The sequence below is a fragment of the Solimonas sp. K1W22B-7 genome (genome assembly GCF_003428335.1).
Classification (GTDB): Bacteria; Pseudomonadota; Gammaproteobacteria; order Nevskiales; family Nevskiaceae; genus Solimonas_A.
On sequence record NZ_CP031704.1, the window covers coordinates 1,865,844 to 1,879,826 of the forward strand.

The window sequence follows — 13,983 nt, forward strand, 5'->3', positions numbered from 1 at the left end:
CTCACAGCCGCTGCAGCGAGCGGATCTGGTAGATGCCGTGGCTGATCGCGACCACCGTGCCGTCGGCGGTCTTGATCTCGCCGTCCAGCGTGAACTCCGCTTTCCCCTTGGCATCGGCCTCGGCGCTGATCTCGGCGATGCGCTCCTCGCTGAGCGCCACCTCGATCGTCACGTCGGCTTTGGCCGGCTTGAGGAAGCGCAGGTTCATTTCCTTGACGATGGGCGCGTAGCGCGTCATGTCGAAGGACGACAGGAACAGCGCCCCGCCGGGGATTTCCGCGACCGTGAACAGCGCGCCGGCGTACATGGTGCCGATGTGGTTGCCGTTGCCGGCGAAGGGCACCAGGCACTTGACGTAGCCGCGACGCAGCTCCACGACTTTCAGCCCGCAGTTGGCGACGAACTTGATGCCTGTTTCCAGGGCTTTCTTGGCGACTTCCAGGTCCATTGCGGCGGGGTTCCGATAGGGGTGATGGACCAAGGATATCGGTATCGATGCCCGGGGCCCAAAAAAAGGGCGGGCCGAAGCCCGCCCTGGATCAATCGCGGTATGACCTACTTCGGCTCGCCCCAGAAGCTGTAGCTGCCGGAGCCGCTGTAGGCGCGGATGCGCCAGCGGTAGGTGCCGCTGGAGGCGTTGTAGCTGATGTTCTCGTTGGCCGTGTTGCCGGCCGAACTGGCCGCACTGCTCCAGCCCAGCAGGCCCTTGCGTTCCAGCGCAAGGTCGAAGTCCGCGCCCGCCGGACCGCGCAGATAGCCCTTCAGCGTGCCACCCGACCAGGCGAAGCCGGTACTGGCGGGGGCATAGGCCGTAGCGCCGGCGGCCAGCGAGCCGCTGTACGGGGTGCAGGCGCTGCAGGGACCGTCCGAGGCGGTGGTGGAGCTGAAGCCGGCACTGACGCCGCCGATGTTCAGCGTGGTGGTCACCGTGCTGCTGGCGCTGGCCGAGGCGCTGTGCTGCACGCGCAGCGAGGCGCCGTTGGCCACCGTGCCCGCCGCGGTGGTGAAAGCCCCGCCGTTGATGCTGTAGCTGCCGCCGCCGACGCTGACCGGGGCAGGGGCGCTGAGCCCCGACACGGTGATGGCGCCGGAGGTCTGCAGGCTGCCCTTGGGCGCGTTCGTCACCGCGGTGAAGGCGAAGGCGTCGGGCACCGTGTCGGCCGTGGTCGAGACGAAGCTGCCGCTGACGCCGCCGATGTTCAGCGTCGTCGTCACCGAAGTGGCATTGGCGCCGGAGGAGACATGCTGGACCCTCAGCGTGTTGCCGTTGGCCACCGTGCCCGCGGTCGTGACGAAGGCGCCGCCGTTGATGCTGTAGCCGCCGCCGCTGACCGTCACCGGCGCCGGCGCCGCGATGCCGCTGACGGTGATGCTGCCGGAGGTCAGCGTGACACTGCGGGCGACATTGGCTTGCGCGGCGAAGCTGAAGGCGTCGGGGCGGGTATCCACGCCGCCGGCGACAGGGTAGCTGCCGGTGATGCGGTACTCGCCGAGGCTGCCGTAGTTGGTGTAGCCGGGCGAGGGATTGCTGTCGCCGGTGCCGTAGACGCGCAGGAAGTAACGGCCCGCGCCCAGGTTGGTGGCGATGCTGGCGCCGAGGCCTTCGGGGTCATTGGCGCTGGCCACCAGGTTGCCGCCTTCGCCGTAGAGCGACAGCACGGCGTCCAGGTCGACATTGGGCGCCGTCTGCGGCACCACGTCGAAGCTCACGCTGCCGCCGGCGGTCTCGAAGGCGAAGTCGTCGCTGTCGCTGGCACGGCCGATCAGCCCGGCCTGGTCCGCCACGAAGCTGCCGACGCTGGCGTTGCCGGACAGCGGCGGCAGGCCGGCATAGCCGGCGGCAAAGGCGGCGGGGAAATCGTCGGCACGGAACTTCGCGCCGTTGGCGTCGATCAGCGTGACGTCGTCTTCGGTGTTGTTGGCGCCCGGATACTCGCCGCGGCTCCAGTGCGTGACTTCCTTGTAGTAGCCCGCGCCCATGATCGGGGCCCAGCCGGTCGCACCGCTGCCATGTCCCTGGTAGTAGCTGGCCGTGGCCGTGCCGTCGTGGCTCAGGCCTAGGTTATGCCCCACCTCGTGGGAGATGGTTTCGGCGATGACCTTGGCGCTGCCCTTGTTGAAGTTCCAGGCCGGCTGGTAGTAGGCATGGGCGCTGTTGCCGCTGCCGTACTGGTCGAAGGTGCCGACGTAGGCGACGCCGCCGCAGCCGCTGCAGGCGCCGAAGTTGTTGTCGGTGACGACCGCGCGCGTGCCGTAGAACTCGTCGGCGGCATCGCTGCGGGTGATCGCATCCGCCGGCGGTTCCTCGGTGGTGACGTCGACGTCGAAGGGCGCGTAGTCATTGGCCACCATCTGCCAGGCCAGCTGGATGTTCTCCAGCTCGGTGTTGCTGAAGTTGGCGTAGTCGCTGTCCTCGCTGTAGGCGCGGGCATTAATCGCGCCGGCCTTCCAGGCCGTGCCGCTGACGCTGTGACCGTTGAAGTCCAGGTAGATCACGCGCTTGGCGCCGGGCTTGCTGTGCAGCGCAAAGGTGTTGGCCAGCGGAAACGGCGCCTGCTGCACGGCGGGCGCCGCGGCGGCGCTGCCGGCCTGTGCGGCCTCGACGTAGAACAGGCGGCCGTTGCGGTCGAGCCAGGCGGAGGGATCCGTGCGCAGGATGTCGGCCAGGCGCTGCGGGGTCATGCGATACCAGGCCGCCAGTCTGGCCAGGTTGTCGCCCAGGGCCGCCACGGCCTCGGCACCGCGCAGCGGCTGCAGCAGGTTCAACAGCGGGAACAGCAGGGGCTTGGCCAGCAGCGTCTGCAGCGGCGCGGGGGCGGCCGTGACGGCGGCGGGTACCGCCAGCAGTGCCAGGCAGGCACCCAGGGCGGTGGCGCCCAGCAGCGAAAGGGCCGGAGTGGCTTTCATGGTTCTCATCTTTCGGGATTCCCTTTTCCGAAACCGGAAGGATCGTTGTTGTGGTCTGCCCTTCGGGGGAGGGGCGATGCGGATTAGGCGGTTCGGGCCGGGATGGCGACAACGGTGTTTTCCTGTCAGCCGGCGTCAGCAAATCACCCGCCTGGGGGTGGTATGTCTCCCACTGCGCAAACTTGCCCGTGGTGACGAAAATCGTCAGCCGACAGGACTGCCTGAAAGGCAGCCGTGATCCGGTCTCGCGCTGCAGGAATGGCTGCACGCGGCCGTCGCTTTGTCCTACATCCTGTCTCAGGGTGCCGGTGGCAGCGGGCCCAGCAAGGGCAGCCAGATCCTGCCCGACACGCGCAGCGGTACCACGGCCGGCTGTGTCGCGTTGACCGAGCCGCTGAGCAGGTACTGGTCGTGACTGCCGTAGAGCAGCAGCGCCAGCCGGTCGCCCGGCTGCAGGCGCTCGCCGACGCCGACCAGATCGATCTCATGGTGCCCGCTGCCGCGGATCGGCATCACCTGGTTGTCCACCAGGTCCCAGACCAGTGGCAGGGGCAGGTTGGGGAGCAGTGCGCGCTTGTGACCGATGCCGGCGAAGATCACCGGCTCGCCAGCGGCGGCGCCGGCCAGCGGTTCGATATCGATCTCCAGGCGCGGGATGCCGCCCAGCACATCGCCGTTGTCGCCGGCGACGATGCCGAGTTCCACCACCGTCGGCAGTTCCGGCAAGCCCGCCACCACCGTGGCTGCCGGCACCGCGGCCTCGCGGCCCGCATGACCGGTCATGACCTCGTCGACCAGCACCGCGTCGTCCACCCGCAGCGACAGGCAAAGCTGCGTCGGCACGAGACTCGCAGCAGCCTCGATGCCCTTGAGGTGTTCATCGAAGAAGGCCAGGGCGGCATCGTGCACGCTGAGGGAGCCGCAGCGGCTGTTGAACATGTGACCCAGGGGCTGGAACAGGTCGCCGCCCGGATCGGGTATCACCGGCGTGGCGTTGTGGCCCGCCTGGTAGCTCAGCAGGCGCACGTCGCCGCCGCCCTGCCTGTAGCACTGGTAGTTGCGGTAGGCCTCGTTGAAGTTGAACAGCGTGTCGCGCATGCCCTGGAAGAACATCGCGTGGATCTTCCCGGGCCGCCTTGGTGGATACAGGGGCTGCGTGCCCGGGCCGCCGTTGGTCGCCACCGGCCTGCCGTTACAAAAGTAGGCATTGCTGTGGTAATAGGCCAGGTCGTCCTGCTCCGGGCTCAACGGCCGGCCGAGCAGGCCATCGACGAATATCGAGCGCATGAACGGATCCAGACCGTTGCCCGCGGTACCGAGGCGCAGGCCGAGGAAAGTACCCCACAGCGTCTTGACGGTGCCCGCGGGAGACAGCGCGTCGCGCACGTCATGCCAGGTGGCTTCCGGCACCAGGGCATCCATGCGATGCCGCGGGTCGATGTCGTGCAGCAGCATCTGGAAGGCGCCGCCGTAGGAGCCGCCGATGCCGCCGACCCGCAGGTTGTGCGGGTCCCTGCCATCGACGCTGCGGCCGTAGGCCAGCCAGCCGAGCCGGTTCTCGGCCCAGTCGAGGATCGCCAGCAGGTCGCGGCCTTCGTAGTCCGGATCCATCAGGCGGATCTGCCCGCCGGATTCGCCGTGGCCGCGCTGGTCCATGCTGATCACGCCGTAGCCATGCTCGGTGAAGAAGCCGACGTTGTCGTTGAAGGGGCTGTAGGCCGACTGCGGGTCGTTCTTGTTGGTGACGCGGCTTGCACCGCCGCCGTGGCCGTGCAGCAGCAGCGGGTATTTCTTCCCGGCTTCGACCGTGGCGGGCTCGAACACCGTGAACGCAATGAGGTCGCCGGTGGCGGGCACCTGGATGTAGACGTCGTAGCTCAGGCCATCGCGCGACTGGCCCGGTGCCGGAGGCGGCGGCACGACGTTGACATGGTCCGGGGCATCCGGGGGTGCCGGCGGCAGCGACACGGTGACGTCGTCCACCGGATCGCTGGCGTGGCCGCAGGCGGCCAGCAGCAGCGCCAGGACGGCGGAAACCAGGGTCGCGTGGGGCCTGTTCATGATCATTTATATGAACCATACGGTACATCAACCGATCGTAGCGAGTTGGCTGAATCCAGGATAGGCGGTGCCAAAAGGCAGACAAACGGCAACTTGACGGTCAATTCCGAATTGGCGCACCATCTGGTACATGAACCAGATGGACGAAATCCCGGCCGAACCGGCGGATTCGCGGCGCGACGGCCGTTCCAGCCGCCACGACGGCCGCCGCCGCGAGTTGATGGACCGGGCCATTGCCTATGTGCTGCGCGAGGGCTTCGGCGGCCTGTCGCTGCGCCCCATGGCCGAGTCCATGGGCATCAGCCATCGCACCCTGCTGCATCACTTCGGCAGCAAGGAAGCGATGCTGGAGCGCGTGCTGGCGGAATTGCGCGAGCGCGAACTGCGCCATCTCAACCTGCGCGCGCTGGAGCAGCAGCAGGATCCGGTGGCGATGGTCGATGCCTCCTGGGCGCAGCTTTCAGCACCCGAGCGCCTGCCGTTCTGGCGCGCCTTCTTCGAGATCTACGCCCAGGCGGTGAAGCATCCCGAGCAGCACGCCGAGTTTCTCGAGGGCGTGGTCAAGGCCTGGCTGCCGGCGCTGACGCAGGCCTGCGTGGCGCGCGGAGTCTTGCCGGAACGCGCGGAGACCATCGCCACGGTGATGACCGATGGCTGCCGCGGATTGATGATCGACCTGCTGACCACCGGCGAAACCGCCCGCGTGAGCCGGGCCTACGCAGTACTGCATGAGTTGCTGCAGCGCGAACTGGATGCCGCCGCAGGGACCTGAGTCCCGCGGCAGGAAAACAAGAGAAAGCGGTACCGGAGGAGAACGGTTCCATGCGCATCACCCTGTGGGGCGGCCTGCTGGTCGCGGGCCTGCTGTCGGCCTGTCATTCCTCTTCGCCCCCCGACGGTGCGGGGCCCGTGCCGGGCGCACGCTGCGACAGCCCCTTGCCGGCGGCCGTGCGCGAAGAACGCCTCAGCGTCGGCGTCCCCTCGGATTTCGACGCCACGGTGAATCCCATGCCGACCACCCTGATTCCCATCGTGGTGCTGATGCCGCAGCGCTGCCCCGGCGAGGCCTTGCCGCTGGTGCTCTATGGCCATGGCTTCAGCGAGAACTACAGCACCGTCAACAGCGACAAGCTCGATGACGGCAACATGGAGCCGCTGCTGCGGCGTGGCTATGTGGTGATCAGGTTCGACCAGCGCGGCCACGGCGACAATCGCCCGTCCCAGGGTGGCGGCAATGCGCGCCTGCTCGATCCGAACGCGGAAATCCAGGATGCGCGCGCGATCCTCGACTGGGCGTATGACCACGCTGCGGAGATTGGCGTGCAGACCGAACCCGGCAGTGGCATCGACAAGGACCTGAGGGTCGGCACGCTCGGTGCCAGCTACGGCGGGGCGTTCCAGATGCTGCTGGCGGCGCTGGACCGGCGCATCGACGTGATCGCGCCGGACCGGACCTTCCACGACACCCTCTACAGCGCAGCGCCGGGTGATGCGGTCAAGACCTTTGCGCGGCTGCTGATGCTGTTCATCCAGCTCGATGAACTGGTGCCGGGGCAGGGCGTGACCGCGACTCCCGCCCTGCGTACCGTCGCCAATCTGATCGGGCCGCTGGCGCCCACCGCCAACCTGGTACGCACTCGCGCCGATCTGGTCCGCCTGGGCGCCAGCCCTGTCGCGCAACCGCGGCCGGCGAGCGAGCAGGAGGTGGTCGATCTTCTGTACAGGAACAGCATGGACTACTTCGAGTCGCGGCAGGCCGCCGGACAGCCCTGGGGCTTCGGTGAGTCCAGTGCCCGCCTGCGGCCGGTGCCGGCGCTGTTCACGCAGGGCCAGCGCGATGTGCTGTTCAACGTCACCGAGGCCTACTGGAACGCGCGCTACTTCGCGGCGACCGGTGCCGACGTGAGAGTGATCACGCACGAGGACGGGCACATGAACCCGCTCGCCGGGCAGGCGCGCGGCGCCTGGGCCTGCGGCAAGGTCGACGTGCAACAGGCGCTCCTGGCCTGGCTCGACCGCTACCTGAAGAACATCGACTCGGCCGCGTTCCGCGCCATCCCCAGGGTCTGCATCTCGCTGCTCGACAGCAGCGATCCCGAGCTGGCACCGGCGGGCGTGACGCTGCCGGCCTTTCCGGTCGGCGCGCTGGCGGGTGCCGGCGCGGTACCGGCGCGGGCGGCGAGGCTCAGCGCCTCGGTGAATGCGCTGAACGCCGGCGCCGGCGTGTTCGTCCCGGTCACCACGATCGCGGGCGAGGGCAGGGTGCTGGCCGGCATCCCGCGTCTCGGCCGGATCACGGTCACCCCCGGTGCCGGCAACCTGCAGACCGCGATCGCGATCGTCGGCGTGGCTGTCCGTCGCGACGGACAGCTGCACCTGGTCAACGGCCAGGTCACCGCCTTCGTCGAGGGCGATCACGACAGCAACCGCGGCGTCGATCATCCGGGCGAGTTGCTGCTGCCTGGGGTCGGGCAGCAGCTGCAGGACGGCGACGAGGTCGGCCTGGTGTTCTACGGCCAGCATGTGCAGTTCGCACCGGTACTGGCGGCGCAGAACGTCGGCGGCCTGACCTCGATCCTGCCGGGGGTGCCGGCGCTGCTGCCGGCGCCGATCACGACGGCGCTCAATCCGCTGCTGGGCCTGGTCAACCTGCCGAATGTCTATGAGGTCACGCTGACCGACGTCGGTCTGCCGATCCTGCTGCCCGGGGTGTACCCCGGCAGCCGTTTGACGCAATAGTTTCCCGGTCGGGGCGACAGGGCACCGCAGAAGTGTCCGCGCCGCCGTCCATGCTTGCCCTGAGGAGAGGCGGTATGCGCAATGCGATTCGTGGCCCGGCGATGGCCGCGCTGGCATGGGGACTGGCCGCCTGCGGCAGCAGCGATCCGGCGGGCGAAGCGCCCCATGCGCGCAACTCGGAGGTTTGTGCCCCGGCGGTGCTGGCCGACGCGCCCGGCGCGCGTCCGGCGACGATCCCGGCACTGCAGCTCTGGCAGCCCGGCGCGAGCGGCTACGCCTACGGCGTGGCCTCGCGCATCGTCCTGGACCCGGCCGATGGCGCCGCGCTGGCCGAGACCGCGCAAGTGCTGGCCGAGGACCTGGAGCGGCAGGGTGGCCGGCGGCCCGCGATCATGTCCGGCACGCCGGTGGCCGGCGACATCGCCTTGAGCCGCGGCCATTGCGATGCCCGCCTCGGAGCGGAAGGCTATGGCCTGCGCAGCGGCCCGGTGCTGGAAATCCAGGCGCAGGAATCCGCCGGCGTGTTCTACGGCACGCGCACGCTGCTGCAGCTGCTGGCGCAGGGCTCCGCGATCCCCGCCGGCCATGCACTGGACTGGCCACGCTACCCCGAGCGCGGCCTGATGGTGGACGCGGGCCGCAAGTACTTCACGCCGGAATGGCTGCGCCAGCACATCCGCGAACTGGCCTGGCTCAAGCTCAACGTCCTGCACCTGCATTTCAGCGACAACCAGGGCTTTCGCATCGAGAGCGAGCGCCATCCGGAGATCGTCTCGGCGGAGCACCTGAGCAAGGCCGAGCTGCGTGAACTGGTGGCGCTGGCGCGGCGCCACCACGTCACCCTGATCGGCGAGATCGGCATGCCGGGCCACATGACCGCCGCGCTGGCGCCGCACCCCGAGTTCCAGCTGACCGACGCCAATGGTGAGCCTGCGCCGGACAAGCTCGACATCACCAATCCGCTGGCACGACAGTACGCGCGGGAACTGGTGGAAGAGTTCCTGCCGCTGTTCCCTGGCCGCTACTGGCACACCGGCGGCGACGAGTACATGGCATCCGCGGAGTACCGCAACTATCCGCAGCTGCAGGCCTATGCCCGAGAGAAGCATGGGGCAGACGCCAATGCCAAGGACGCGGTGCTGGACTTCGTGAACTGGCTCGACGGCGTGGTGCGCAGCCACGGCCGGACTGCGCGCTTCTGGCATGACGGTGTCTCCGGCGGCAATGCCGTGAACGTCAACCCGGACACGGTGGTGGAATGGTGGACCGACTTCAATCCCATCGGCGACCTGCTGCCGCCGCCGCCGCAGGAGTTCCTCGACCGTGGCCATACGATCGGCAACGCCAGCTACTGGCCGCTCTACTACACCGTCGGCGCCGCCGCCGGCTTCCCCGCGGGGCTGCCGCCGCGACCGGACCTCTGCAGCATGTACGAGAGCTGGGAGGTCAACGAGTTCACCGGCCCGCTCAACGCCCCGGCCGTGCTGTGCCAGACCGTGCACGTCCTGCCGGTCAAGACCGTGGCCACCGACGAGGCGCGCAACCTCGGCGCCAAGCTGTTCGTCTGGACCGACAGCCCGGAGGCCGAGACCGAAGCCGAGATCGCCGCAGGCATCGCGCCGCGCCTGCGCATCGTCGCCCAGAAGACCTGGAATTCGCCGCGGCTGACCCCGCGCTACGCCGCCTTCCAGCCCCTGGCGGAGGCCATCGGCCACGCCCCCGGGTACAGCCTGCCGGCGGATTAAGGCCAAACCCGCAGGGGCTTTCGTCCTAACGGGTGAAGCCCCATGGCGGCGGCTGTCCCAATACTGGGAATCGAGCCCATCCCAATCATTCCGAGGAGAAAACCATGTCCTTGCCGCTGGAAGACCTGGAGCTGATCAAGCGCCTGAAGTACGCCTACTGCCGCTGCATCGACACGGCCAACCTCGAAGAGCTCAAGACGCTCTTCACCGAGGACGCCAGCGTGCGCTACGAGGGCGGCAGCTACCTGTTCGAGGCGCAGGGTCGCGACAAGATCCTGGAAGCGATCGGCTATGCCTTCCACGCCGAGGCCATCGCGCTGCATCACGTCAACCACCCGGAAATCGACTTCCAGTCGCCGACCGAGGCCACCGGCACCTGGTACCTGAAGGACTGGTTCTGCGACCTCAAGAACAAGATCATCACCGACGGCTCCTCGCTGTACCGCGACACCTACGTCAAGCAGGGCGGCAAGTGGCTGATCAAGCGCGCCACCTACTCGCGCATCTTCGAGATCGTCACGCCGTTCACCGAGCCGCCCAACATCACTGCCCATTACCTGGCGAAGCACGGCGTCAAGCACGCTTCCTGATGCTTGCCGCCGTCACCGGGGGAGGGGGACGGCTGGGCTGTGCGCTGGTGCGGGCGCTGCTGGCGGACGGCCACCAGGTGCGGGTGCTGGAGCCGCCCGGCCGCGGCACGCCGCGCTCGCTGCAGGGCCTGGACGTGGACATGGTGCATGGCTCGGTGCTGTCGGCCGAATCGGTGGCCGCGCTGCTCGACGGCGTGGACTGCGTCTTCCACCTTGCCGCCAAGGTCAGCATCGAGCCCGACCGTGACGGCAGCACGCAGCAGGTCAACGTCGAGGGCACGCGCAGGGTCGCGGAGGCCTGCGCGGCGCGCGGCCTGCGCATGGTCCACTGCTCCTCGCATTCGGCGCTGGAGCATCGCCCGCTGGCGCTGCCGCTGGACGAGACGCGGCCGCTGAACATGAAGGGCCGCTCCGATTACTCCCGCACCAAGGCCGAGGCCGAGTTGCTGGTGGCCACCCTGGTGCGCGAGAAAGGCCTCGACGCCGTGGTCTGCATGCCGGGCAACATGATCGGCCCCGAGGACTACGAGCCTTCGATCTTCGGCCGCGCATTGCTGGACCTCTACCACCGCCGCATCCCGGTGATGATGGAGGTGGTCAGCGACTACGTGGACGCGCGCGACGTCGCCGCCGGTTTCGTCGCCGCCGCCACGCGCGGACGCCGCGGCGAGCGCTACCTGCTGACCGGCGAGGTGCTGGACATGCGCCGGTTCATGGCGATCTGGGAGGAGGTCTGCGGCGTGGCCATGCCCAGGACCGTCCTGCCGCTATGGGTCGGCTGGGCCTCGCTGCCGCTGGCCCTGGCCGCGGCACGCCTCAGCGGCCAGCCGCCCAAGTTCAACGCCGGCGTGCTGCGCCAGGCGGTACTCAACCGCGTGGTGCTCAACGACAAGGCGCGCCGCGAACTGGGCTTCAATCCGCGGCCGCCGCGCGAATCCCTGGTCGATGCGCTGGCGTTCCTGCGCCAGGAGGGTTGGCTGGAGGCGGGCAGGGCGGCCTGATTATCCTGCTGTTGTGGGAGCGGCTTCAGCGCTTCACGATCCGCACCACCACCTCCGTCGCCCCCGGCAGGTTCTCCAGCTTCAGCAGCCCGGCATTGGCCGCCGACAGGCTGCGCGCGCCGGTCACTTCCAGCGTATAGCCCTGTGGGTAATGCAGCGCCACCGGCACGTAGATCTCGGTGGGCGCCTGCGCCGTGCGCGGTATGTAGCGGTAGTTGAACTCGCCGCTGTCCGGGTCGAAGGACAGGGACTGCGGGATGCCGGCCGTCGCCTGCGGATAGCTGCGCGACAGGATGCGCAGCTTGTCCGTCTTGACGCTGCCCAGGTCGGCGTCGTCGGTGAACAGGCTCTGGCTGCCGCTGCCCTGCGACTCGGTGGTCGGGTCCTGCCAGTTCTTGTACTGCCAGTAGTGCCAGCCGGCCAGGTGCTCGTCGGCCAGCGTCGCCACCTGGCGCAGCACGTCGAGGTCGTCGGTGGCGCCGAATTCGGTCAGCAGTTCCACCGCCTGCATGCGGTCGGCCTGGTCGCGGGCGTAGTTGAAGGTGCGCGGGCCGAAGGCGGCGCAGGTTTCGTTCAGGGGCAGGGCCTGCAGCAGGCCCAGCTGCACCGAGTTGGCCAGGGTGGTCAGCGGGCAGTAGTAGTGGAAGGAGTAGCCCAGCTGGGTCTCCCCGGGCACGGCGCTGAAGCCGGTGGGAGCGCCGACGCTGATCATCGGCTGCGGCTCGAACCAGACCATGTTGTGCGGGTCGACGCTGCGGATGCCGGCCAGGGCGTACTCGAAGAAGCCCTGCAGCTCGCCGCTGTCGTGCGCCGGGCAACCGACGAAGGGGATCAGGCAGGTGGGGTACTCCAGGCCCGCCCAGGGCTCGTTGAACAGGTCGTAGCCCATCGAATAGGGCTGGTCGCGCCAGCGGCGCGCCACGCCGATCCAGGCGTCGCGGAAGCCGTCGCGCACCGGCCCCCGCTCCGCCCAGAGATTGTCGAAGGCCTGCGACAGCTGCGGCGTGAAGTAGTTGAAGGGGAAGCCGAAGGACGGCGGTCCGAGCAGGTCGGTGAGGCTGCCGCGCAGTTGCTCCACCGCCCAGTCCGGCACACCCTCGCCCTGGTAGGCCGGGCCCAGCAGGTCCTGGTGGAAGTCGAACAGCATCCAGATCCTGCGCGAGGCCAGCAGCTGCACCACGCGATCCCAGGCCTGCAGGTAGCCCTGGTCGACCTCGCCGGGCGCATGTGGAGACACGCCGACCCACAGGGTGCCGATGCGGGCCGCGTTGAAGCCCTGGTCCGCCAGCCAGTCGGCGTCGGCGGCGACGAAGCCCTCGGACGTGGCGGGCGGATGGAAGGGCTCCACCTTCCACACCATGTTGACGCCGTGCAGCAGCACCACGCGGCCCTGCGGGTCCACCAGCCAGCGGCCGTCGCGGCGCAGCTGGGGCGGCTCGGCAGTCGTCCCGGTGTTGCCGGAGGAGGGCGTCGAGGAACCGCAGCCAGACAGGCCGGCAAGCAGCAGCAGGGCGGCCAGGCCCCCACGAATCAGGGTTTTACGCACGTTTTCTCCTCCGGATCGGCGGCGGTACCGGTCCTGGTCCGCCGCTCATGGTGTGATGCAGGTATGAAACGCCGTGCGGGCGGGTGGGTGATTCACTCAAACGGATGATGTGCGCGCATCCGACCGTGGAGACACTGCGCTCCATTAGCCCCCAGGAGCAAACCCCATGGCTGCGGTAATCAAGACGCCGATGCACAAAATCGAGGCTGCGGCCCCGCCCGATCGCTACGCACGCGGCTGGCATTGCCTGGGCCTGGCCGAGCCGTACCGGGACGGCAAGCCGCACGGCATCAACATCTTCGGCACCCGCCTGGTGGTCTTCAAGGGCGAGAGCGGCAAGCTCAGCATCATCGACGCCTGGTGCCCGCACATGGGCGCGGATTTGGCACTGGGCTGCGTCAAGGGCGAGTCGGTGGTCTGCAAGTTCCACGGCTGGGCCTGGGGCGGCGACGGCGTCTGCAACGAGATTCCCTACGCCAAGCGCATTCCGCCCAAGGCGCGCGTGAAGAGCTGGCAGACCTGTGAAGAGAACAAGATGCTCTTCGTCTGGAACGACCCGGAAGGCAACGGCCCGACGCCGGACGTGGCGATCCCGCGCATCGACCCGGTGTTCAATCCGGACGAATGGTCCGACTGGTCGCTGGTGCAGTGGACCATCAAGGCCAACTGCCGCGAGCTGGTCGACAACATCGCCGACATGGCCCACTTCGTTTCCGTGCACGGCTCGGACAACGTCGTCTACTTCGCCAACCTGTTCGAGAACCACAAGGCCACCCAGGTCATGGTGGGCATCAACAGCAAGCTCGGCGGCTCCGACGAGTACCTGACCACTATCGCCAGCTACTACGGCCCGGCCTACCAGATCACCCACATGTTCGGCTCCATGGGCGGCTACCCGGTGGAATCGATCCTGCTGAACTCGCACACCCCGATCGACCAGAACAGCTTCGAGCTGCGTTTCGGCGTGCTGGTGAAGAAGTTCCCCGGCATGAGCCAGGAAGCCTGTGACGCGATGGTCAAGCAGTACGTCGACCTGACCAACAAGGCCTTCGGCGAAGACGTCGAGATCTGGCACAACAAGGTGCGCATCGACAACCCGCTGCTCTGCGACGGCGATGGCCCGGTCTACCAGAACCGCCAGTGGTACGAGCAGTTCTACATCGACGCCGCCGCCGTGCCGGGCGAGCTGCGCGCAAAGCGCGTGGTCGAGATCGACAAGGGGCTGGAGAAGAAGCCGGAGATGAAGCACGCGTTCGACAACGTGTGAGCGGGTTGAGGTAAAGAAAAAGCCCCGCAGATGCGGGGCTTTTTCTTTCACCATACCGGTCATCCCGAGTGCCGCGAAGCGGTGTATCGAGGGACGCTGGGCTACTCGGGGTGAACGGTCCGGTGGG

Annotated in this window: 10 protein-coding genes; 6 read left to right on the plus strand and 4 right to left on the minus strand. The window is 68.3% G+C overall.

Features of this window, described 5'->3' with window-relative positions:
* Position 1: 1 nt before the first annotated feature.
* From D0B54_RS08630 to D0B54_RS08640, 3 genes are all read right to left on the minus strand, one after another.
* Complete coding sequence (locus D0B54_RS08630) at positions 2–448, minus strand: YiiD C-terminal domain-containing protein (protein ID WP_117290936.1); 447 nt, start codon at positions 446–448, stop codon at positions 2–4.
* A 107-nt stretch (positions 449–555) separates the two neighbouring features.
* Entirely contained in the window at positions 556–2,907 is a 2,352-nt protein-coding gene (locus D0B54_RS08635) for a zinc-dependent metalloprotease family protein (RefSeq protein WP_117290937.1), read from the minus strand.
* Positions 2,908–3,204: 297 nt separating this feature from the next.
* Positions 3,205–4,968 (minus strand): CocE/NonD family hydrolase, encoded by a 1,764-nt coding sequence (locus tag D0B54_RS08640; RefSeq protein WP_162932310.1) that lies wholly within the window; start codon positions 4,966–4,968, stop codon positions 3,205–3,207.
* Positions 4,969–5,098: 130 nt separating this feature from the next.
* Here D0B54_RS08640 and D0B54_RS08645 point away from each other — a divergent pair, with 130 nt between their 5' ends.
* The 5 genes from D0B54_RS08645 to D0B54_RS08665 all read left to right on the plus strand — a co-directional run bounded on the left by D0B54_RS08645 (position 5,099) and on the right by D0B54_RS08665 (position 11,043).
* The gene (locus tag D0B54_RS08645) at positions 5,099–5,740 is read left to right on the plus strand and encodes a TetR/AcrR family transcriptional regulator (protein WP_117290939.1); all 642 of its coding nucleotides are present in this window, start codon (positions 5,099–5,101) and stop codon (positions 5,738–5,740) included.
* A gap of 50 nt (positions 5,741–5,790) precedes the next feature.
* Positions 5,791–7,707: a CocE/NonD family hydrolase gene (locus D0B54_RS08650; protein WP_117290940.1), complete on the plus strand. Its 1,917-nt coding sequence runs from the start codon at positions 5,791–5,793 to the stop codon at positions 7,705–7,707.
* A gap of 74 nt (positions 7,708–7,781) precedes the next feature.
* Positions 7,782–9,452: a beta-N-acetylhexosaminidase gene (locus tag D0B54_RS08655; protein WP_162932311.1), complete on the plus strand. Its 1,671-nt coding sequence runs from the start codon at positions 7,782–7,784 to the stop codon at positions 9,450–9,452.
* Between the two features lie 104 nt (positions 9,453–9,556).
* Positions 9,557–10,042 (plus strand): nuclear transport factor 2 family protein, encoded by a 486-nt coding sequence (locus D0B54_RS08660; RefSeq protein ID WP_117290942.1) that lies wholly within the window; start codon positions 9,557–9,559, stop codon positions 10,040–10,042.
* A complete protein-coding gene (locus D0B54_RS08665) occupies positions 10,042–11,043 on the plus strand; it encodes an NAD-dependent epimerase/dehydratase family protein (RefSeq protein ID WP_117290943.1) in 1,002 nt (333 codons plus the stop codon). The genes D0B54_RS08660 and D0B54_RS08665 overlap by 1 nt, the downstream gene beginning before the upstream one ends.
* A gap of 25 nt (positions 11,044–11,068) precedes the next feature.
* Here the strand turns inward: D0B54_RS08665 and D0B54_RS08670 are convergent, their stop codons facing one another.
* The gene (locus tag D0B54_RS08670) at positions 11,069–12,589 is read right to left on the minus strand and encodes a cellulase family glycosylhydrolase (RefSeq protein WP_240433572.1); all 1,521 of its coding nucleotides are present in this window, start codon (positions 12,587–12,589) and stop codon (positions 11,069–11,071) included.
* A gap of 166 nt (positions 12,590–12,755) precedes the next feature.
* Between D0B54_RS08670 and D0B54_RS08675 the strand changes: the two genes are divergently transcribed.
* Complete coding sequence (locus D0B54_RS08675; protein WP_117290944.1) at positions 12,756–13,856, plus strand: Rieske 2Fe-2S domain-containing protein; 1,101 nt, start codon at positions 12,756–12,758, stop codon at positions 13,854–13,856.
* Positions 13,857–13,983 lie beyond the last annotated feature (127 nt).

Bases quoted from the DNA above. Each gene is read 5' to 3' on its own strand.
- D0B54_RS08630 (WP_117290936.1), bottom strand. From the start codon at position 448: ATGGACCTGGAAGTCGCCAAGAAAGCCCTGGAAACAGGCATCAAGTTC.
- D0B54_RS08635 (WP_117290937.1), bottom strand. From the start codon at position 2,907: ATGAAAGCCACTCCGGCCCTTTCGCTGCTGGGCGCCACCGCCCTGGGT.
- D0B54_RS08640 (WP_162932310.1), bottom strand. From the start codon at position 4,968: ATGAACAGGCCCCACGCGACCCTGGTTTCCGCCGTCCTGGCGCTGCTG.
- D0B54_RS08645 (WP_117290939.1), top strand. From the start codon at position 5,099: ATGAACCAGATGGACGAAATCCCGGCCGAACCGGCGGATTCGCGGCGC.
- D0B54_RS08650 (WP_117290940.1), top strand. From the start codon at position 5,791: ATGCGCATCACCCTGTGGGGCGGCCTGCTGGTCGCGGGCCTGCTGTCG.
- D0B54_RS08655 (WP_162932311.1), top strand. From the start codon at position 7,782: ATGCGCAATGCGATTCGTGGCCCGGCGATGGCCGCGCTGGCATGGGGA.
- D0B54_RS08660 (WP_117290942.1), top strand. From the start codon at position 9,557: ATGTCCTTGCCGCTGGAAGACCTGGAGCTGATCAAGCGCCTGAAGTAC.
- D0B54_RS08665 (WP_117290943.1), top strand. From the start codon at position 10,042: ATGCTTGCCGCCGTCACCGGGGGAGGGGGACGGCTGGGCTGTGCGCTG.
- D0B54_RS08675 (WP_117290944.1), top strand. From the start codon at position 12,756: ATGGCTGCGGTAATCAAGACGCCGATGCACAAAATCGAGGCTGCGGCC.